This is a genomic window from Luteimonas huabeiensis HB2 (assembly GCF_000559025.1).
In the GTDB taxonomy this organism is placed as follows: Bacteria; Pseudomonadota; Gammaproteobacteria; order Xanthomonadales; family Xanthomonadaceae; genus Luteimonas; species Luteimonas huabeiensis.
Genome location: NZ_JAAN01000035.1, coordinates 53,346 through 74,233 on the forward strand (window position 1 = coordinate 53,346; position 20,888 = coordinate 74,233).

Below are 20,888 nucleotides of genomic sequence, written 5' to 3' on the forward strand. Positions count from 1 at the left end.
GCGGCTGAACGGATTCATCCGGCCCGCACCCATCCTACTCCGGCCGGTACACGTCCGCCCCCTGCGCGCGGAATTCCGCGGCCTTCTCCGCCATCCCGGCCGACAGCGCCTCGACCGCATCCAGGCCCTGCCCGGCGGCGTACTCGCGTACGTCCTGGGTGATCTTCATCGAGCAGAAGTGCGGCCCGCACATCGAGCAGAAGTGGGCCAGCTTGTGGGCGTCCTTGGGCAGGGTCTCGTCGTGCATCGACTGCGCGCGCTCCGGGTCCAGGCCGAGATGGAACTGGTCCTGCCAGCGGAACTCGAAGCGCGCCTTGGACAGCGCGTTGTCGCGCACCTGCGCGCCGGGATGGCCCTTGGCGAGATCGGCGGCATGGGCGGCGATCTTGTAGGCCATGATGCCCTCGCGCACGTCCTCGCGGTCCGGCAGGCCCAGGTGCTCCTTGGGGGTGACGTAGCAGAGCATCGCGGTGCCGTACCAGCCAATCATCGCCGCGCCGATCGCGCTGGTGATGTGGTCGTAGCCGGGCGCGATGTCGGTGGTCAGCGGCCCCAGCGTGTAGAACGGCGCCTCGCCGCACTCGCGCAGCTGCTTGTCCATGTTCTCCTTGATCAGCTGCATCGGCACGTGGCCGGGGCCCTCGATCATGGTCTGCACGTCGTGCTTCCAGGCGATCTTCGTCAGCTCGCCCAGCGTCTCCAGCTCGGCGAACTGGGCGGCGTCGTTGGCGTCGGCGATGCAGCCGGGGCGCAGGCCGTCGCCCAGCGAGAACGCCACGTCGTACGCCTTCATGATCTCGCAGATGTCCTCGAAGCGTTCGTAGAGGAAGCTCTCGCGGTGGTGCGCCAGGCACCACTTGGCCATGATCGAGCCGCCCCGGGAGACGATGCCGGTCACGCGCCTGGCCGTGAGCGGCACATAGCGCAGCAGCACCCCGGCATGGATGGTGAAGTAGTCCACCCCCTGCTCGGCCTGCTCGATCAGGGTGTCGCGGAAGATCTCCCAGGTCAGCTCCTCGGCGCGGCCGTCGACCTTCTCCAGCGCCTGGTAGATCGGGACCGTGCCGATCGGCACCGGTGCGTTGCGCACGATCCACTCGCGGGTCTCGTGGATGTGCTTGCCGGTGGACAGGTCCATCACCGTGTCGCCGCCCCAGCGGATTGCCCAGACCAGCTTCTCCACTTCCTCCGCGATCCCCGAACTCACCGCGGAATTGCCGATGTTGGCGTTGATCTTGGTCAGGAAGTTGCGGCCGATGATCATCGGCTCGCTCTCGGGGTGGTTGATGTTGGCCGGCAGGATCGCGCGGCCGCGCGCGATCTCGTCGCGCACGAACTCCGGGGTGATGACCCGCGGGATGCTGGCGCCGAAGGACTGCCCCGGGTGCTGGGCCAGCAGGCCGGCGTCGCGCATCGCGTCCAGGCGCTGGTTCTCGCGGATCGCCACGAACTCCATCTCCGGGGTGACGATGCCGCGCCGCGCGTAGTGCATCTGGGTGACGTTGGCGCCGGCGCGCGCGCGCCGCGGCAGCGCGCGCGCCGGAAAGCGCACCGCATCCAGCCGACGGTCGGCCTCGCGCGCGCGGCCGAAGTCGGAGCTGAGGCCGTCGAGCGCTTCGGTGTCGCCGCGCTCGGCGATCCAGCGCGCGCGCAGCGGCGGCAGCCCGCGGGCGAGATCGATCGTCGCCTCGGGATCGGTGTAGGGGCCGGACGTGTCGTAGACGGTGACCGGCGGATTGTCCTCGCCGCCGAACAGGGTCGGCGTGCGGGCGAGCGCGATCTCGCGCATCGGCACGCGCAGGTCCGCGCGCGAGCCCTGGACGAAGATCTTGCGCGAACCGGGGATCGGCCGGGTCACGGACTCGGAAAGCTCGCCGGTGCGCTGCAGCAGGCGGGCGGAGGCGTCGTTCGGGATCGCGTTCATCGGCATCGTCCTGTCGTTGGCTGCCGGGAGGGAGTTCCGGGCGGCTGGACGAAGCGAAGGCGCACCGGCGGCGCCTGCGCGCCACCGTCGCGAAGCTTCCCTACGGCGGTATCAACCGCGTCAGGTTCGAAGGGACTGTCTCAACCGGCGACGCCGGTACCCCCGCTTCGGGCGCCATTAGACCGGGAAACCCGGGAGGACGCCAGCACGCAGAGACGCCATCACGCCGCCGCCGGCCCGCCCTCGCCGATCCTCGTGAAGGCATTGTGAAACCGTGGGCGGATTCGATATATTTCTTCAAATATATCGACCGCGGCCACGCCCGGACGCGGCAAGGGGACTTCCGGATGACCATGCCGTTCCACCGCGGCCTCGCCGCCGCCGTCGCCTGCGCGCTGGCTGCGCCGCCGTGCCTGGCCCAGGCCGCCGGCGCGGACGATGCGTTCACCCTCGGCCGCCTCACCGTCACCGGCGAGCGCCTCGTCTCGCCCGTGGTGGGCGACGACGTAATCGAGCGCGAGGAACTGTGGCGCTTCGATACGCCCACCCTCGTCGATGCGGTCAAGCTGGTGCCCGGCGTGACCGCCACCCAGGACACCAACGGCCGCCGCAACGAGCACGACATCCTGATCCGCGGCTTCGGCCGCTGGCAGGTGCCGCTGTCGATCGACGGCGTGCGCATCTATCTGCCCGCCGACAACCGCCTCGACTTCCGCCGCTTCCTCACCGCCGACCTGGCCGAGATCCAGGTGCGCAAGGGCTACGTGTCGGTCGTCGACGGCCCCGGCGCGATGGGCGGCGCGATCAACCTGGTCACGCGCAAGCCGACCCGCGCGTTCGAATCGCAGTTCCAGGCCGGCGTGGACCTGGGCCGCGACGGGCGCCACGATGCCTGGAACGGCTACGCCTCGGTCGGCACCCGGCGCGAGCGCTTCTACGCTCACGCCAGCGTCGGCTACCAGGATCGCAAGCGGTGGCGGCTGCCGGGCGCCTACACGCCGACCTCGATCCAGGCCGCCGGCGCGCGCGACCGCTCGGCCAGCCGCGACTCGCGGATCAACCTCAAGCTCGGCTTCGTGCCCAACGCGACCGACGAGTACACCCTCAGCTATACCCGCCAGGACGGCAGCAAGGGCGCACCGCTCAACGTCCACAACGATCCGCCGAACCCGCGCAACAGCTACTGGGACTGGCCGACCTGGGACATCGGCAACCTGTACTTCCTGTCCCACACGCAACTGGGCGAAACGTCGTTCCTGAAGACCCGGCTGTTCCACAACACCTTCGACAACGTCCTCGACGCCTACGACGACGACACCTACACCACCCAGTCCAACAACGGCCGCTTCCGCAGCGTCTACGACGACGAAGGCTATGGCGGCAGCGTCGAGTTCGGCTTCAGCCCGGCGTCCGGCGCCCGGACCCGGCTGGCCGCGCACTGGCGCAGCGACCGCCATGCCGAGTACAGCCTCAATCGCCCGACCCACCCCACGCTGAGCAGCCGCGAGCCGACCCAGCGCAGCCGCGAGGACACCTGGTCGCTGGCCGCCGAGCACGCCTGGCGCGCCGGCGAGGCGGTTGAGCTGGTGGCCGGCGCCAGCTATGACCGCAACGAGATCAAGCTCGCCCAGGACTACGACGCCGCGCGCGGCGTGTACGCCTACCCGACCGGCGGCAGCGACGCCTGGAACGGGCAAGCCGCGGCGTACTGGACGCCGGAGGACGGCTCGCGGTTCGGCCTGAGCCTGTCCTCGCGCACCCGCTTCCCGACCAGCTTCGAGCGCTTCAGCACCCGCTTCGGCACCGCGCTCCCCAACCCCGACCTGTCCAGCGAACGCGCCACCCAGTTGGAGCTGTCCTGGCGGCGCGAATTCTCGACCGATGCGCGCCTCGAGGCGGCGGTATTCCATGCCGACATCGCCGACATGATCCAGACCGTCATCGTCGATCCCGACCCGCAGACCACGCAGACCCGCAACGTCGGCGCTGGCAAATCCTACGGCGTCGAGCTTGGCGGCCAGGCCCCCGTGGCCGAGACGCTCGTCGTCGGCGGCCACGTCACCTGGCTGCGCCGCGTCATCCGCGATCCGCTGCAGCCCGGCTACCGGCCCATCGGCACGCCCTCGCACCAGGCGCTGCTCTACGCGAGCTGGACGCCGTGGGCAGCGTGGACGTTCACCCCGAGTCTGGAATACGCCGGCGACCGCTGGAGCGACGGCCCCGGCGGCGGCTACCTGCGCACCGGCCGCTACACCCTGGCCGGCCTGCAGATCGAATGGCAGGCGCGGCCCGACCTGCGCTTCGCCGTGGGCGGCCGCAACCTGCTCGACGAGACCTACGCACTGGCCTGGGGCTTCCCCGAGGAAGGGCGCGCCTTCTACGCCAAGATGCAGGTCGGCTTCTAAGCCGGATCGGCATTCGGCGCGCCAGGCTTCCCCCACCTGCGGCGGCCATCCTGCGCTTCCCTTCCCCCGCCTGCGGGGAACATCCTGCTTTGCCCTTCCCCCGCAGGCGGGGAGCAGTCTTTTTTCCTTCCCCCGCAAGCGGGGAGCATTCTCTTTTTCCCTTCCCCCGCAAGCGGGGGAAGGTGCCGAAGGCGGATGGGGGGGGTACGCCGCAGGCGTGCAAAAGCCGCCCTCATCCGGCGCTGCGCGCCACCTTCTCCCGCTTGCGGGAGAAGGAAGGCTATGCATCCGCTTGCAGGAGAAGCGGCAGGCGCTGCAGGAAGGTCGATACACCCAGGACTCGCTCGCCCCGGCGACGGCGCTACTTCAGTCTCTGCCGCAACTGCGCGAGCTCGGCGGCCACGGCCTCGGCGCTGCGCGCTTCGATCCTGCGGTACAGCGCCAGCACCTCCTCGCCCATCGGCGTCAGGCTGGCGCCGCCGCCGCCGCTGCCGCCCTTGCTGGTCTGCACGACCGGCTCGCTGAAGTAGCGGTTCATCGCATCGATCAGGTCCCAGGCGCGCTTGTAGCTCATCGCCATGCGGCGCCCGGCCGCGGAGATCGAGCCGGTCTCGCGGATGCCTTCCAGCAGGTCGGCCTTGCCGGGGCCGAGCACGATGTCGGGGGCGAACAGCACCCGCAGCCGCAATCGTCCCGCCCTGTCCGGTCCCGCCATGCCGCTTTCCTCGTCCCGCCTCCCGGCGATGATAGCCGTGGCGCCCCGCGCGCGGCGCTTGACGCGGCGCAGCAAGGTCGGGTATTGCTGTCGCCCATGCCGCATCCGCACGCCGCTGCCGTCACCGCCCCCCGCATCCCGCACGCCGCGGGCCGGGCGACGGCCGCGTCGATCGCGATTACCACCACCACCGGCACCGGTACCACCGGCCCCGGGATGCGGACGCGCGCACGCAATTGATCTGACCCCTGCCGCTCCGCTTCCCGAACCCGGGAACGCGGACGCACGAGGTCCACGCCCGAACGAGAACGCGGACGCCCCTACCGGAGCTTCCCGATGTCGTCGTCCGCCGCCCTCTCCGATCCGCCCCACGCGCCCGCCGCCCCGCCGTCCCCCGCTTCCGCCGGGTGCCGGCTGCACAAGTTCGGCGGCAGCAGCCTCGCCGATGCCCAGCGCATCCGCGCCGCCGCCGGCCTGGTCGCTGCGGACGCGGGCCCGCGCGTGGTGGTGGTCTCGGCGATGCGCGGCGTTACCGACGCCCTGGTGGCGCTGACCGCACGCGCCCGCAACGGCGAGGACTGGCGCGAAGGCTGGCAGGCGCTGCGCCAGCGCCATCGCGACACCGCACTGGCGCTGGCACCGGCCGAGCCCGAGCCGCTGCTGGCCGCGCTCGACGCCGAGAGCGACGCGCTGCGGGCCGACCTCGACGCGCTCGCTGCCGGCGCCGGCGACGCCGATCGCCTGAGCGAGCGCGCCTGGGGGCACGGCGAACTGTGCAGCGCCTGGCTGATGCACGCCGCGCTCGGCGGCCACGCGGCGGGCTGGGCGCGGCTGGACGCGCGCGAGGCGCTGGTGGTGCGCGCGGGCGAGATCGGCATCGCCCTGGATCGCGACGCCAGCCTGGCGCGGCTGCGCGCCTGGCGCGCGCGCCACCCGCAGCCGCACGTGGTCGCCACCGGCTTCGTCGCCCGCACGCCCGACGGCCACGCCACCACCCTCGGCCGCAACGGCAGCGACCATTCCGCCGCCCTGCTCGCCGACCTGTTCGATGCGGCGGCGGTGACCATCTGGACCGACGTCGACGGCGTGCTCTCGGCCGACCCGCGGCTGGTGCCCGATGCCGTGCGCCTGGCCTCGATGTCCTACGCCGAGGCCTGCGAGCTGGCCTACTTCGGCGCCAAGGTGCTGCACCCGCGCACCCTCGCCCCGCTGCAGGCGCGCGGCATCCCGCTGTCGATCCGCAACACCCTGGACCCGTCCGCGCCCGGCACCCTGATCGCCGCGCGCGGCGAACCGGCGCGCTCGCCGGTCAAGGGCCTGAGCCTGGTCGACGGCATGGCGGTGCTGGAGCTCGCCGGCAGCGGCATGACCGGCGTGCCCGGGGTGGCGGAGAAGCTGTTCGCCGCACTGCACGGCGCCGGGGTGTCGGTGACGATGATCTCGCAGGGCTCGTCCGAACACTCGATCTGCTGCGTGGTGCAGCAGGCGCAGGCCGCGCTGGGCCGCGCGGCGATCGAAGCGGCGTTCGCGGACGCGGTCGCCGCCGGCCAGGTCGAGGGCGTGCGCGTGGAGGACGGTCTGTGCGTGCTCGCTGCGGTCGGCGACGGGATGGTCGGCACCCCGGGCGTCGCCGCGCGGCTGCTCGGCGGGCTGGCGCAGGCGCGGGTCAACGTGCGCGCGATCGCGCAGGGCGCCAGCGAACGCAACCTGTCGGTGGTCGTCGCCCAGGCCGAGGCCGCGCGCGGACTGCGCGCGGCGCACTCGGCGTTCTGGCTCTCGCCGCAGACGCTGTCGGTCGGCGTCATCGGCCCGGGCCACGTCGGCCGCGCGCTGCTGGCGCAGCTGGCGGAGGTGGCGCCGGCGCTGCGCGCGCGCTCCGGCGTGGACCTGCGCCTGCGCGCGCTGGCCGACAGCCGGCGCATGGTGCTGGACGCGGCGTCGATGACGCCGGCCGAGGCGCAGGAACGTCTGCTCGCCGACTCCGCCCCCGCGGCCGACCTGGACGCGTTCGCCGCCCACGTGCGCGCCGCCCACCTGCCGCACGCGCTGATCGTGGACTGCAGCGCCAGCGATGCGGTGGCGGCGAAGTACCCCGCGTGGCTCGCCGCCGGCATCCACGTGGTGACCCCGAACAAGCACGCCGGCAGCGGCGACTGGGCGCGCTACGCGGCCATCCGCGCCGCGCAGCGCGAGGGCGGCGGCCGCTTCCTCTACGAGGCCACGGTGGGCGCGGGCCTGCCGGTGATCCAGACTCTGCGCAGCCTGCTCGACACCGGCGACGCGCTGCACGGCATCGACGGCATGCTGTCCGGCACCCTGGCCTGGCTATTCAACGCCTACGACGGCGCGCGCCCGTTCTCCGCGCTGGTGCGCGAGGCGCGCGCGCTGGGTTACACCGAGCCCGATCCGCGCGATGATCTGTCCGGGCTGGACGTGGCCCGCAAGCTGGTGATCCTGGCCCGCGAGGCCGGACGCGAGCTGTCGATCGACGACGTGGACGTGGAGAGCCTGGTGCCCGAATCCCTGCGCGACGTGCCGCTGGAGACCTTCCTCGAGCGCCTGCCCGAACTGGACGCGCCGATGCGCGCGCGCCTGGACGCCGCGCGCGCGCAGGGCCACGCGCTGCGGCATCTGGCGCGGCTGCACGCCGACGGCCGCGCCAGCGTGGGCGTGGTCGCGCTGCCGGCCGACCACGCCTGCTGCCACACCCGGCTCACCGACAACCTGGTGCAGTTCCGCAGCGCGCGCTACGCCGAGAATCCGCTGGTCGTGCAGGGGCCCGGCGCGGGCCCGGAGGTCACCGCCGCCGGCGTGTTCGGCGACGTGCTGGCCATCGCCAACGCGCTGGGCCGGCAGGCCGGGCTGCCGTTCCTGCGCCACGGCGAGGCCGCGGCATGAGCGCGCCGGCGATGGAAGCGAGCGCGTTCGCGCCGGCCAGCGTGGGCAACATCGGCGTCGGCTTCGACCTGCTCGGCCACGCCATCGAGGGTCCGCGCGACGTCGCCCACGTGCGCCGCATCGAGGCGCGCGAGGTGCGGATCGAGGCCATCGGCGGCGAGGTCGCCGGCGCCCGTGCGATCCCGCTGGAGGCCGCGCGCAATACCGCCGGCGCAGCGCTGCTGGCGCTGCGCGAGGCGCTGCGGCTTCCCTTCGGCTTCGCGCTGCGCATCGACAAGGGCATCCCGCTGGGTTCCGGCCTCGGCGGCTCGGCCGCCTCCTGCGTGGCGGCGCTGGTGGCGGCGAACGCGCTGCTCGACGCGCCGCTGCCGCGCGAGGCGCTGTACCCGTACGCGCTCGACGGCGAATCGGTCTCCAGCGGCAGCCGGCACGGCGACAACGTCGCGCCGATGCTGCTGGGCGGCGCGGTGCTGGCGACGCCGTCCCGGCTGCTGCCGCTGCGCGTGCCCGACTGGCTGCACGCCGTCGTCGTCCACCCGGATCAGGTCCTGGAGACGCGGCGCTCGCGCGCGGTGCTGGCCGAGCCCTACCCGCTGCACGACATCGTCGCGCACGGCGCGCACCTCGCCCAGTTCGTGCTCGGCCTGGAGCGCGGCAATCCGGAGCTGCTGCGCGCCGGCCTGCGCGACATCCTGGTGGAGCCGCGGCGGGCCGGGCTGATCCCCGGCTTCGCCCAGGTGAAGCAGGCCGCGCTCGACCACGGCGCGCTGGGCGCCAGCATCTCCGGCGGCGGCCCCAGCGCGTTCGCCTGGTTCGAATCGCGCGCCAGGGCGCAGGCCGCCGCGCCGGCGATGCGGCAAGGCTTTCGCGACGCAGGCTTCGATGCCCGCGCCTACGTGAGCCCCGTCGCGGCCCAGGCCGCGACCCTGATCCCATCCTCCCCGGCGCCCACGCTCGGACACCCTCCGCACGGCCGATCGGAGCGGCTCCCGCATGGCACCCACGCCCCTCTCCCGTCCACGGGAGAGGGGATGGGGTGAGGGCCGACGCGCGGCGTTCTTCCAAGAGCCCCTCATCCGCCCCTTCGGGGCACCTTCTCCCGCTTGCGGGAGAAGGAACAATCATGCTCCCGCTTGCGGGAGAAGGAACAATCACGCCTCCCGCTTGCGGGAGAAGGAACAAGCACACCTCCCGCCCGCGGGAGAAGGGACAGCCCCCCATGAACTTCGTCAGCACCCGCGGCCACGCCCCCGCCTCCTCCCTCGACGACGCGCTGGCCGCCGGCCTCGCGCCGGACGGCGGCCTGTACGTGCCGGCAGCGATCCCGACGCTGGAAGACGTCGCGCCGCTGCCCACGCTCGCCGCCACCGCGCAGCGCCTGCTCGCGCCATACTTCGCAGGCTCGCGCCTGCGCGACGCGCTCGCCGCGATGTGCGCCGAGGCCTACGCCTTCGATGCCCCGCTGCGGCCGCTGGCCGGCGACGGCGACCACGCGCTGGAGCTGTTCCACGGCCCGACCGCGGCGTTCAAAGACTACGCGGCGCGCTTCCTCGCAACCGCGCTCGCCCGGCTGCACGACGGCGACGACGAGGACACGGAAATCGTCGTCGCCACCTCCGGCGACACCGGCGCCGCGGTGGCGGCCGCGTTCCACGGCCGGCCGGGCTTCCGGGTCACGATCCTCTACCCCGAGGGCCGGGTCTCGCCGCGCCAGGCGCACGGGCTGGAGTGCTGGGGCGACAACGTGCGCGCGTTCCGGGTGGCCGGCAGCTTCGACGATTGCCAGCGCATGGCGAAGGCGGTGCTGGCCGATGCCGGCCTGCGCGCGCGGCGCCGGCTGACCTCGGCCAACAGCATCAGCCTGGGCCGGCTGCTGCCGCAGATGGCCTACTACGCCCACGCCAGCGCCCGCTTCCACGCCGAGACCGGCGCGCGGCTCGGCTTCATCGTGCCCACCGGCAACCTCGGCAACGCCTGCGCGGCGGCGCTCGCGCAGCGCATGGGCGCGCCGATCGGTCCGATCCTGCTGGCCTGCAACGCCAACGACGCGCTGCCGCGCTACTTCGGCGGCGAGGACTACGCCGCGCAACCCACCCGCGCGACGCTGGCCAACGCGATGGACGTCGGCGCGCCGAGCAACTTCGAGCGCCTGCGCCACCTGTTCGGCGGCAACGACGCGGCGCTGCGCGCGGCGATCGGCGCGGTGTCGGTGGACGACGCCACCATCCGCGAGACGATCCGCAGCGCGCCGGCGCGGCACGGCATCGTGCCCTGTCCGCACACCGCCACCGCGCTGCACGCGCTGGAGGCCCTGCGCGCCCGCGGCGACGCGCGCCCCTGGGCGGTCGTGGCCACCGCGCACCCGGCCAAGTTCGAGACCATCGTCGAACCGCTGGTCGGCCATGCGGTCCCACCGCCGCCGGCGCTGGCCGAGTGCCTGGCGCGCCCGGCCAGAGGCGACGACCTGCCGGCCGACGACGACGCCTTGCGCCGCCTGCTCGCGGACGCGCCGGGTTGATCGAAGCGCGCCGGCATCGGTCGCGCCGAGAACCTGCCGCGCTCGCCGTCCGCCCCGCGCGCGGCGGCTCCGCGCCGGCGTTCCTCAGGCCGCGGCGCTTTCCGCCGGCGCGCTCGCGCGACGCGCTTCCACCGCGCGCGCCAGGCGCTCCAGCACGCGCACCGAATCCTCCCAGCCCAGGCAGCCGTCGGTGATGCTCTGGCCGTAGACCAGGGCGCGGCCGTCGACGAGATCCTGGCGGCCGCCGACCAGATGGCTCTCGATCATGGCGCCGACGATCCGCCGCTCGCCGGCCTCCAGTTGCGCGGCGATGTCCTCGACGACCTGCGGCTGGCGCTCCGGCCGCTTGCCGCTGTTGGCGTGGCTGGCGTCGATCATCAGCCGCGGCGGCAGGCCGGCGGCCTGCAGCACCCGCGCGGCCTCGTCCACGCTGGCGGCGTCGTAGTTGGGCGCGCGCCCGCCGCGCAGGATCACGTGGCCGTCCTCGTTGCCGGCGGTGGTGACGATCGCGCTGACGCCCTGCTTGGTCACCGAGAGGAAGCGGTGCGGGTGCGAGGCGGCCTGCACCGCGTCGGCGGCGATGCGCACGTTGCCGTCGGTGCCGTTCTTGAAGCCGACCGGGCACGACAGGCCGGAGGCCAGCTCGCGATGCACCTGGCTCTCGGTGGTGCGCGCGCCGATCGCGCCCCAGCTCACCAGGTCGGCGAGGTACTGCGGGGTGATCATGTCCAGGAACTCGCAGCCGGCCGGCACGCCCGCGGCGTTGACGTCGAGCAACAGCTGCCGCGCCAGGCGCAGGCCCTCGTCGATGCGGTAGCTGCCGTCCAGGCGCGGATCGTTGATCAGGCCCTTCCAGCCCACGGTGGTGCGCGGCTTCTCGAAGTACACGCGCATCACGATCTCCAGCGCGCCGCCCAGCCGCGCGCGCTCGCCGGCCAGGCGCTGCGCGTACTCGCGCGCGGCCTCGGGGTCGTGGATCGAGCACGGGCCGATCACCACCAGCAGGCGGTCGTCGCGCCCGTGCAGGATGTCCTGCGCGGCGCGGCGGGCGCGGGCGACGTGGCGGGCCACGGACTCGGGCAGCGGGCAGCCGTGGATCACCTGCCCGGGCGTGGCCAGGGGCTGGATGTCGCGGATGCGCAGGTCGTCGGTACGGGTGTTCAAGCTCATGCTCCGGTGGGGGCGGCCGGCGGCATGAAAAAAGCCGCCAGGGTCGCTGGCGGCTTTTCGGGAAATCGTGCGATCCGTCAGATCGTGCGCACCCCGTCCGCCGCCGGCATCGGAAAGCCGAAGTACCACCCATAGGAGCGGAGGCACGCATCGAGGCGGAGGGCGGAGCGCTGCATGGCGGTCTTGGTAACACGGCGCGCGCGCCGGAAGCAAGCGTGGTTCGCCCTGCCGCATCCCGGGATGGATGAAGTTGTCGACGAAACTGTTGACACGGCCTCCACGGCGTGTTTATCTCGACCCCATGACGCAGCGCAACAGCCAGCCGCAGCCCCGCAACGCCGCCCTCCCGGGCGCGGCGGGTCCGCGCGTCCCGGCGGTCCTCGTCCTCGTCGTCGTCCTCCTTATTACCTGCTCGACAAGCGCGGGAATCGGGTTTGCGTAGGTAGAAAACAAACCCAGGTCGAAAGAACCAAGACCCCGCGCCCGAAAGGCGCGGGGTTTTTCGTTTCCGGACCCGGGTTCCCAACCGAAGGAACCGCAAGTGCGCAGCGATGCCATCAAGCAAGGCCCCGACCACGCCCCCGCGCGCGCGATGCTGCGCGCCACAGGCCTCGACGACGACGCCATCGCGCGGCCGCTGGTGGCGGTGGTGCACACCTGGTCGAACGTCTCGCCCTGCAACCTGGGCCTGCGCGACCTGGCCGAGCACGCCGCCACCGGCATCCGCGACGCCGGCGGCACCCCGATCGAGTTCAACACCATCGCCGTCACCGACGGCATCGCGATGGGCTCCTCCGGCATGCGCGCCTCGCTGGCCTCGCGCGAGCTGATCGCCGACTCCATCGAGCTGGCGGTCGACGGCCATTGCCTGGACGCGATGGTGCTGCTGTGCGGCTGCGACAAGACCATCCCCGCCGCGGCGATGGCGGCCGCGCGCCTGGACATCCCCACCGTGATCCTCTACGGCGGCACCATCCGCCACGGCCGCTGTCAGGGCCGCCCGGTCACCATCCAGGACGTGTTCGAGGCGGTCGGCCAGCATGCCGCCGGCACCCTCGACGAGGCCGGCCTGCGCGAAGTGGAGGCCGCGGCCTGTCCCGGCGCCGGCGCCTGCGGCGGCCAGTTCACCGCCAACACCATGGCGATGGTGCTCACCTTCCTGGGGCTGTCGCCGCTGGGGCTCAACGACATCCCCGCCACCGATCCCGACAAGGCGGCCGCCGCGCGCCGCTGCGGCGAGCTGGTGATGCGGGCCTTGCTTTCCGGCGGCCCGACACCGCGCGAGATCCTCTCTCCGATCGCGCTGCGCAATGCAGCACGCGCGGTGTCGGCCACCGCCGGCTCCACCAACGCCGCGCTGCACCTGCTGGCGATCGCGCACGAGGCCGGCCTGCCCTTCGACCTGGAGGACTTCCACGCCGCCGCGGCCACGCCGGTCATCGCCGACCTCAAGCCCGGCGGGCGCTACAGCGCCGCCGAGATGTACGAGCAGGGCGGCACCGCGCTGGTCGCGCGCGAGCTGCGCGCCGCCGGCCTGATCGAGGACATCCCCACCGTCGCCGGGCGTTCGCTGTTCGCGGAACTGGACGACGCCTGCGCATCGCTGGAACGCGCCGCGGTGCCGCAGGACGTGGTGCGCCCGGTGGCCGACCCGATCAAGCCGCAGGGCGGCTACGCGATCCTGTACGGCAACCTAGCCCCCGAGGGCTGCATCCTGAAGCTGGCCGGGCACGGCCGCAGCCGCCACAGCGGGCCGGCGCGCGTGTTCGACTCCGAGGAAGCCTGCTTCGCCGCCGTGCAGGCGCGCGCGATCCGCCCCGGCGACGTGGTGGTGATCCGCTTCGAGGGCCCCGCCGGCGGACCGGGCATGCGCGAGATGCTGGCGGTCACCGCCGCGCTGGTCGGCCAGGGCCTGGGCGACGACGTGGCGCTGATCACCGACGGCCGCTTCTCCGGCGCCACCCGCGGCTTCATGGTCGGCCACATCGCGCCGGAAGCCGCCGCGGGCGGGCCGCTGGCGCGGCTGCGCGAGGGCGACATCGTCACCATCGACACCGCCACCCGCACCCTGGCCACCGACGCCGCGCTGGACGCGCGCGAGCCGGTGCGCATCGCGCCGCGGGCGACCACCGGCGCGCTGGCCAAGTTCGCGCGCCTGGTCGGCTCCGCCTCGAAGGGCGCCGTGACATCAGTCGGCCCCGAAATCCGCGACCGCTCCACCGCCCCGCACGCCCCGGGCGCCGCTCCCGCCGACAACCGACGCCCCCTCTCCCGCAACGCGGGAGAGGGATGGGGTGAGGGCCAGACCCAGACCCGCAGCCCCATCGACACCCCAACGCCCCCCGCCCGCTCCCCCGCAAGCGGGGAGGGGGCGAACAGCGAAGCCCCACCGCTCCCCCGCCGCCCCATCGACACCGCGCTCGTCGACGACTGACCACCGCGCTCCCTTTCCTTCCTTCCCACGCACCTCGTCCAACGGAAACCGCCATGACCCAGCAGCACACCGACCGCCAGCCCACCATCGCCGTGATCGGCTACGGCAGCCAGGGCCGCGCCCACGCCCTCAACCTGCGCGACTCCGGCTTCGACGTCACCGTCGGCCTGCGCCCGGGCGGCCCCACCGAGCAGCGCGCGACCGCCGACGGCTTCACCGTCGTCACCCCCGCCGAGGCCGCGGCCAAGGCCGACATCGTCGCGGTGCTGACCCCGGACATGGTGCAGGCGAAGCTGTACGAGGAGGTGCTGGCGCCGAACATGCGCGAAGGCGCCTGCCTGCTGTTCGCGCACGGCTTCAACGTCCACTACGGCCGCATCGCCCCGCGCGAAGACCTGGACGTGATCCTGGTCGCGCCGAAGGGCCCGGGCGCGCTGGTGCGCCGCGAGTACGAGATCGGCCGCGGCGTGCCCTGCATCTTCGCCGTCGAGCAGGACCGCAGCGGCCGCGCCGAGGCGCTGGCCCGCACCTATGCCGCGGGCATCGGCGGCGCGCGCGCCAACGTCATCCGCACCACCTTCAAGGAGGAGACCGAGACCGACCTGTTCGGCGAGCAGGCGGTGCTGTGCGGCGGCGCCAGCGCGCTGGTGCAGGCCGGCTACGAGACCCTGGTGGAAGCCGGCTACCAGCCCGAGATCGCCTACTACGAGGTGCTGCACGAGCTGAAGCTGATCGTCGACCTGTTCTACGAGGGCGGCATCGGCCGCATGCTGGAGTTCATCTCCGAGACCGCGCAGTACGGCGACTTCGTCAGCGGCCCGCGGATCATCGACGCGGGCACCAAGGCGCGCATGAAGGAAGTCCTGGCCGACATCCAGGACGGCACCTTCGCCCGCAACTGGATCGCCGAGTACGAAGCCGGGCTGCCGAACTACAAGCGCCACCGCCAGGCCGACCTGGACCACCCGATCGAGGAGACCGGCCGCAAGCTGCGCGCGGCCATGCAGTGGCTGCAGGACGCGCGCCCCGTCGCCGCGAAGCCGGCGGCGAGCCCGGCCACAGCGCAAACCGAGGCCGCGTGATGCACGCGCCAGCCGACGACGACGACGCGCCCACGACGGCGGCGGCCGGCGCGGCCGCGCCCTGCAACGGCGCGCGCTGGCTGGTGCGCGCCCTGCAGGCCGAAGGCGTGGACACGCTGTTCGGCTACCCGGGCGGCGCGATCATGCCCTTCTACGATGCCCTGCACGGCGCCGGCCTGCGCCACGTGCTGGTGCGCCACGAGCAGGGCGCGGCCTTCGCCGCCAACGGTTACGCGCGCGCCAGCGGCCGCGTCGGCGTGTGCGTGGCGACCTCCGGCCCCGGCGCCTCCAACCTGGTGACCGGCATCGCCGACGCGATGCTGGACTCGGTGCCGATGGTCGTCGTCACCGGCCAGGTGGCCACGCCGCTGCTGGGCACCGACGCCTTCCAGGAGCTGGACGTGTTCGGCATGACCCTGCCGATCGTCAAGCACAGCTTCCTGCCGCGCAGCGTCGACGAACTGCCCGAGGTGGTGGCCGAGGCGTTTCGCATCGCGCGCAGCGGCCGGCCCGGACCGGTGCTGATCGACCTGCCCAAGGACGTGCAGATCGGCGACGCCTCGCACCTGCCGCCGCACGCGCCGCGGCCGGCCGAGCCGGTGCCGGCGCCGAGCGACGCCGCGCTGCACGCCGCGGCCGCGCTGATCGCGCAGGCGCAACGGCCGGTGGTCTACGGCGGCGGCGGCATCGCGCTGGCCGGCGCGGTGGAAGCCTTCGGCGAGTTCGTCGAGCAGACCCGCATCCCCACCGTGCTGACGCTGAAGGGGCTGGGTGCGCTGCCCGCCGGCCACGCCTGCAACCTGGGCATGCTGGGCATGCACGGCAGCCGCGCGGCCAACCACGCGGTGCAGGCCTGCGACCTGCTGATCGTGGTCGGCGCGCGCTTCGACGACCGCGCCACCGGCAAGCTGGCCGAGTTCGCGCCCGAGGCGCGGGTGGTGCACCTGGACGCCGACGCCTGCGAGATCGGCAAGCTGCGCGCGGCCGACGTCGGCGTGCAGGGCGACGTCGCCCAGGCGCTGCGGCGGCTGACCGGCCCCTGCGCGATGCAGGCCCGGCAGGGCCGCCACGCCGCGGCCCGGCGCGACTGGCTGCAGCAATGCCAGGCGCGGCGGGCGCGCTTCGCCGCCCGCTACGACGCGCCGGGCGACGGCGTGTACGCGCCCGCGCTGCTGAAGCGGCTGTCGGAGATCGCGCCGGATGCGGTGATCAGCTGCGACGTCGGCCAGCACCAGATGTGGGTGGCCCAGCACTGCCGCTTCGGCGACCCGCGCCGGCACCTGACCAGCGGCGCGCTGGGGGCGATGGGCTTCGGCCTGCCCGCGGCGATCGGCGCGCAGTTGCAGGACCCGGCGGCGCAGGTGGTGTGCGTGAGCGGCGACGGCTCGTTCCTGATGAACGTGCAGGAGCTGGCCACCCTGCGCCGCTACCGGCTGCCGGTGAAGATCGTGCTGCTGGACAACCAGGCGCTGGGCATGGTGCGGCAGTGGCAGGAGCTGTTCTTCGAGAAGCGCTATTCGGAGATCGACCTGTCCGACAACCCGGACTTCGCCGAGGTCGCGCGCGCGTTCGGCGTGCAGGCGCTGTCGGTGGACCGCGCCGACGGCGTCGAGGACGCGCTGGCCGCGCTGCTGGCCGCGGACGGCCCGGCGCTGCTGCACGTGGCGATCGATCCGGCCGCCAACGTGTGGCCGCTGGTGCCGCCCAACCACAACAACGCGCAGATGCTCCACGGCGGGCACGACGCCGACGCCGACGCGGCCGCCGCGCCCCCCACCCCCACGCCCGAGGAACCGACCCATGCGATACCGGCTTGACCTGACCCTGCGCCGCGCCGAGGGCGCGCTGACCCGCGTGGTCGGCGCGGCCGAGCGCCGCGGTTTCCGCCCGCTGGCGGTGGACGGCGAAGCCCAGCCCGACGGCGATCGCTGGCACCTGCGCATGACCGTGGAGGGCGACCGCCCCGGCGAGTCGCTGCGCCAGCAGCTCGACAAGCTGTACGACTGTCTCGCCGTGGAGGTGTCGCCATGCAACTGAACCCGCAATCCGAGGGGACCGAGGCCGTGCCGCCCGCGGCCACCGCGGCGGCCAACGCGGCCGCGTTCGCGCAGCCGGCGCCGGCCGCGCGCACGCAGCTGTGGTTCGACGGCGCGCTGGCCGACGTCGAATCGCTGCAGGCCGACCTGACCACCCACGCCATGCACTACGGCAGCGGCGTGTTCGAGGGCATCCGCGCCTACGCCACCGCCGACGGCGGCGCGGCCGTGTTCCGCCTGCCCGAGCACCTGGAGCGCATGCGCCAGGGCGCCGAGCTGCTGGGCATGGACTTCGACGTCGGCCTGGCGACCGAGGCGGTGCTGGCCACCCTGCGCGCCAACGGCCACCGCAACGCCTACGTGCGCCCGCTGGCCTGGTTCGGCGCCGGCGGCTTCGGCCTGGACGTGGACGGCCACCCGCAGCACCTGATGGTCTCCACCACCGCCACCCGCGTGCACCTCAACGGCCAGCGCGCGCGCGTGGCGGTCTCGCGCTGGCGCCGAAACCCGGCCGATTCGCTGCCGCCGCTGAAGCTGTGCGGCGGCTACGTCAACTCGATCCTGGCCAAGCGCGAGGCCAAGGCGCGCGGCTTCGACGAGGCGCTGTTCGTCGATCGCGACGGCTTCGTGGTCGAGTGCACCGGCGCCAACGTGTTCCTGGTCAAGCACGGCGAGGTGACCGCCGTCGAGCATCGCGACGCCCTGCCCGGCATCACCCGCCAGACCCTGATCGCGCTGACCGGGGCGCGCTCGCGCGCGGTGACCCTGGACGAGCTGCTCGATGCCGACGAGGTGTTCGCCTGCGGCACCGCCGCCGAGGTCGCGCCGATGGCGCAGCTGGAGGACCGCCGCTACGGCGACGGTCCGGTGGCGCAGGAGCTGGCCGCGCTGTACGGGCGCGTGATCCGCGGCGCCGAGCCGGCGTACTCGCACTGGCTGACCGTCGTCTGATGGAACCCGATGTCGCCCGCGCGCAGACGGTGCCCGTGGCCGAGGTGTTCGCCGCGCAGGCGCGGCTGCGCCCGTACCTGGCGGCCACGCCGCTGCACCACGCCGAGCGCTTCGGCTGCTGGCTGAAGCTGGAGAACCTGCAGCGCACCGGCTCCTACAAGGTGCGCGGCGCGCTCAACGCGCTGCTGGCCGCGCGCGAGCGCGGCGACGAGCGCCCGGTCATCGCCGCCTCGGCCGGCAACCATGCGCAGGGCCTGGCCTGGGCGGCATGGCGGCTGGGCGTGCCGGTGATCACCGTGATGCCGGACAACGCCCCGCAGACCAAGAGGGCCGGCGTCGCCCACTGGGGCGCGACGGTACGCCTGCATGGCGACAACTACGACGCCGCCAAGGCCTTCGCCGCGGCGCTGGCCGAGCAGAACGGCTACCGCCTGCTGTCGGCCTTCGACGATCCCGACGTGATCGCCGGCCAGGGCACCGTCGGCCTGGAGATCGCCGCCGCGCTGGAACCCGACGTGGTGCTGGTGCCGATCGGCGGCGGCGGCCTGGCCGCCGGCGTGGCGCTGGCGCTGCGCGCCGCCTGCCAGCCGGCCGCGCGCGGCGGTCGCCGCGTGCGCGTGGTCGGCGCGCAGGTCGAGGGCGTGGACGCGATGGCGCGCGTGCTGCGCGGCGAGGCGCCGGTCGCGCCGCGCGAGACCCTCGCCGACGGCGTGCGCGTGGCCGATCCCGGCCACCTGACCCGGCGCCTGCTGGCCGAGCTGCTCGACGACATCGTCGTCGTGCGCGAGGCCGAGCTGCGCGAGACCCTGGTGCGGCTGGCGCTGGAGGAGCACGTGATCGCCGAGGGCGCCGGCGCGCTGGCGCTGGCGGCCGGCAAGCGCGTGGCCGCGCGCCGCAAGTGCGCGGTCGTCTCCGGCGGCAACCTCGACGCCGGCGTGCTGGCGCGGCTGCTCACCGACGTGCGCCCGCGCCCGCCGCGCAAGCCGCGCCGCCGCACCGTTGCCGCCATGCACGAGGCGCCGGCCGCCCCGTTCTCCACCGCCGCGCCGCACCGCGTCGTCCCCACACCCACCGCATCCCCCATGCCCCCCGCATCCGCACGCGCCGGCGAAGCCCGCCGCGCCCAAGCCGAGGAAGTCCCCGCATGAACGAGCCCGCCGACCCGGACGTCGCCGTCGCGACCCCGATCCGCATCTTCGACACCACCCTGCGCGACGGCGAGCAGTCGCCCGGCTGCAGCATGACCCCGCAACAGAAGGCGGTGATGGCGCGCGCGCTCGACGCGCTCGGCGTGGACGCGATCGAGACCGGTTTCCCGGCCAGTTCCGAGGCCGACCGCGAGGCGGCGCGGCTGATCGCGCGCGAGGTGCGGCGGCCTACGCTGGCGGTGCTCTCGCGCTGCCTGCCGGGCGACATCGAAGCTTCCGTGCGCGCGCTGGAGGGCGCCGCGCGGCCGCGCCTGCACGTCTTCCTGTCGACCAGCCCGCTGCACCGCGAGCACAAGCTGCGCATGTCGAAGCAGCAGGTCGTCGACGCCACCGCCGCCTCGGTGGCGCTGGCGCGGCGGCACGTGGACGACGTGGAGTTCTCCACCGAGGACGGCACCCGCACCGAACGCGACTTCCTGGCCGAGGTGGTCGGCGCGGCGATCGCCGCCGGCGCGACCACCATCAACGTCCCCGACACCCTGGGCTACGCCACCCCGGACGAGATCCGTGACCTGTTCCGGTTCCTGATCGCGACCGTGCCGGGCGCGCGCGACGTGGTCTTCAGCGCGCACTGCCACGACGACCTGGGCCTGGCGGTGGCCAATTCGCTGGCCGCGATCGAGGGCGGCGCGCGCCAGGTCGAGTGCACCGTCAACGGCATCGGCGAACGCGCCGGCAACTGCGCGGTCGAGGAACTGGCGATGGCGCTGAAGGTGCGCGGCGCCTGGTACGGCGCCGACACCGCCCTCGACACCCGCCGCCTGGTCGCCACCTCGCAGTTGCTGACCCGGCTGACCGGGATGCAGGTCCAGCGCAACAAGGCGGTGGTCGGCGCGAACGCCTTCGCCCACGAGTCGGGCATTCACCAGCACGGCATGCTGCGCCACCGCGGCACCTACGAGATCATGCGCCCGGAGGACGTGGGCTGGAGCGATTCGAAGATGGTCCTCGGCCGCCACAGCGGGCGCGCCGCGGTCTCCCACCGCCTGCGCGCGCTGGGCTACGCCCTGGACGACGCCGAGCTGGACACGGTGTTCGCCGCGTTCAAGGCGCTGTGCGAGCGCCAGCGCGTGGTCGAGGATCGCGACCTGGAGGCGCTGATGCACGGCGAGGTCGCCGGCGACGGCTACCGCCTGGCCGCGATGACCGTCAGCGACCGCGGCGGGCGCGCCAGCGCGCAGGTGGAACTGTCGGATCCCGACGGCCGCAAGGTCACCGAAAGCGCGCTCGGCGACGGCCCGGTGGACGCGCTGTTCGCGGCGCTGTCGGCCGCGACCGGCCTCGCGCTGGCGCTGGAGAGCTACCAGGTGCACAGCGTCGGTCTCGGCGCCGACGCGCGCGGCGAGGCCAACCTCAGCGTGCGCGACGGCGACGCGGTCCACGAGGGCAGCGGCACCAGCCGCGACGTCATCGAGGCCAGCGCGCTGGCCTGGCTCGACGTCGCCAACCGCCTGCTGCGCGCGCGCGCCCCGCGCGCGGACGCCGCGCGCCGCGACACCGCCCACGCCTGACGCGCGAGCGCACCGCGTTGCTCCAACGCAAGGCAG

Annotated in this window: 14 protein-coding genes and 1 riboswitch; of the genes, 11 read left to right on the forward strand and 3 right to left on the reverse strand. The window is 73.8% G+C overall.

The genetic code is table 11. The features are described 5' to 3' along the window. Positions 1-34 precede the first annotated feature (34 nt). Positions 35-1,924, reverse strand: a complete 1,890-nt coding sequence (gene thiC / locus Z164_RS0114580) for a phosphomethylpyrimidine synthase ThiC (RefSeq protein ID WP_024891420.1) — start codon at positions 1,922-1,924, stop codon at positions 35-37. 79 nt (positions 1,925-2,003) lie between these two features. Next, a riboswitch (TPP riboswitch) is annotated at positions 2,004-2,098 on the reverse strand. 173 nt (positions 2,099-2,271) lie between these two features. Between thiC and Z164_RS0114585 the strand changes: the two genes are divergently transcribed. Next, on the forward strand, positions 2,272-4,329 hold the full coding sequence (locus Z164_RS0114585) for a TonB-dependent receptor plug domain-containing protein (RefSeq protein WP_081770197.1): 2,058 nt from the start codon (positions 2,272-2,274) through the stop codon (positions 4,327-4,329). Between the two features lie 361 nt (positions 4,330-4,690). Here the strand turns inward: Z164_RS0114585 and Z164_RS0114590 are convergent, their stop codons facing one another. Further along, positions 4,691-5,044: a winged helix-turn-helix domain-containing protein gene (locus Z164_RS0114590; RefSeq protein WP_024891422.1), complete on the reverse strand. Its 354-nt coding sequence runs from the start codon at positions 5,042-5,044 to the stop codon at positions 4,691-4,693. Between the two features lie 336 nt (positions 5,045-5,380). Between Z164_RS0114590 and thrA the strand changes: the two genes are divergently transcribed. From thrA to thrC, 3 genes are all read left to right on the forward strand, one after another. After that, on the forward strand, positions 5,381-7,942 hold the full coding sequence (gene thrA / locus Z164_RS0114600) for a bifunctional aspartate kinase/homoserine dehydrogenase I (protein WP_024891423.1): 2,562 nt from the start codon (positions 5,381-5,383) through the stop codon (positions 7,940-7,942). After that, the gene (locus Z164_RS0114605; RefSeq protein ID WP_236621805.1) at positions 7,939-8,982 is read left to right on the forward strand and encodes a homoserine kinase; all 1,044 of its coding nucleotides are present in this window, start codon (positions 7,939-7,941) and stop codon (positions 8,980-8,982) included. Before thrA ends, Z164_RS0114605 begins: the two co-directional genes overlap by 4 nt. 179 nt (positions 8,983-9,161) lie before the next feature. Then, positions 9,162-10,460, forward strand: coding sequence for a threonine synthase (thrC, locus tag Z164_RS0114610; protein ID WP_024891425.1), 1,299 nt, complete (start codon positions 9,162-9,164; stop codon positions 10,458-10,460). Between the two features lie 84 nt (positions 10,461-10,544). Here thrC and Z164_RS0114615 read toward each other — a convergent pair whose 3' ends face one another. Continuing rightward, entirely contained in the window at positions 10,545-11,624 is a 1,080-nt protein-coding gene (locus Z164_RS0114615) for a 3-deoxy-7-phosphoheptulonate synthase (protein WP_024891426.1), read from the reverse strand. Between the two features lie 547 nt (positions 11,625-12,171). On the opposite strand from Z164_RS0114615, the gene ilvD reads away from it, so the two are divergent. From ilvD to Z164_RS0114655, 7 genes are read left to right on the forward strand one after another with little or no spacing between them, the layout of a single operon-like run. Further along, positions 12,172-14,064: a dihydroxy-acid dehydratase gene (gene ilvD, locus Z164_RS0114625; protein ID WP_024891427.1), complete on the forward strand. Its 1,893-nt coding sequence runs from the start codon at positions 12,172-12,174 to the stop codon at positions 14,062-14,064. Between the two features lie 53 nt (positions 14,065-14,117). Continuing rightward, entirely contained in the window at positions 14,118-15,146 is a 1,029-nt protein-coding gene (ilvC, locus tag Z164_RS0114630; RefSeq protein WP_024891428.1) for a ketol-acid reductoisomerase, read from the forward strand. Next, positions 15,146-16,963 (forward strand): acetolactate synthase 2 catalytic subunit, encoded by a 1,818-nt coding sequence (ilvG, locus tag Z164_RS0114635; RefSeq protein ID WP_024891429.1) that lies wholly within the window; start codon positions 15,146-15,148, stop codon positions 16,961-16,963. The genes ilvC and ilvG overlap by 1 nt, the downstream gene beginning before the upstream one ends. After that, on the forward strand, positions 16,947-17,183 hold the full coding sequence (locus tag Z164_RS0114640) for an ACT domain-containing protein (protein WP_024891430.1): 237 nt from the start codon (positions 16,947-16,949) through the stop codon (positions 17,181-17,183). The genes ilvG and Z164_RS0114640 overlap by 17 nt, the downstream gene beginning before the upstream one ends. Further along, positions 17,174-18,133: an aminotransferase class IV gene (locus Z164_RS0114645; protein WP_024891431.1), complete on the forward strand. Its 960-nt coding sequence runs from the start codon at positions 17,174-17,176 to the stop codon at positions 18,131-18,133. The genes Z164_RS0114640 and Z164_RS0114645 overlap by 10 nt, the downstream gene beginning before the upstream one ends. Beyond that, positions 18,133-19,281: a threonine dehydratase gene (locus Z164_RS20710; RefSeq protein WP_052338464.1), complete on the forward strand. Its 1,149-nt coding sequence runs from the start codon at positions 18,133-18,135 to the stop codon at positions 19,279-19,281. The genes Z164_RS0114645 and Z164_RS20710 overlap by 1 nt, the downstream gene beginning before the upstream one ends. Further along, complete coding sequence (locus Z164_RS0114655) at positions 19,278-20,852, forward strand: 2-isopropylmalate synthase (protein WP_043690265.1); 1,575 nt, start codon at positions 19,278-19,280, stop codon at positions 20,850-20,852. The genes Z164_RS20710 and Z164_RS0114655 overlap by 4 nt, the downstream gene beginning before the upstream one ends. Positions 20,853-20,888: the final 36 nt, after the last annotated feature.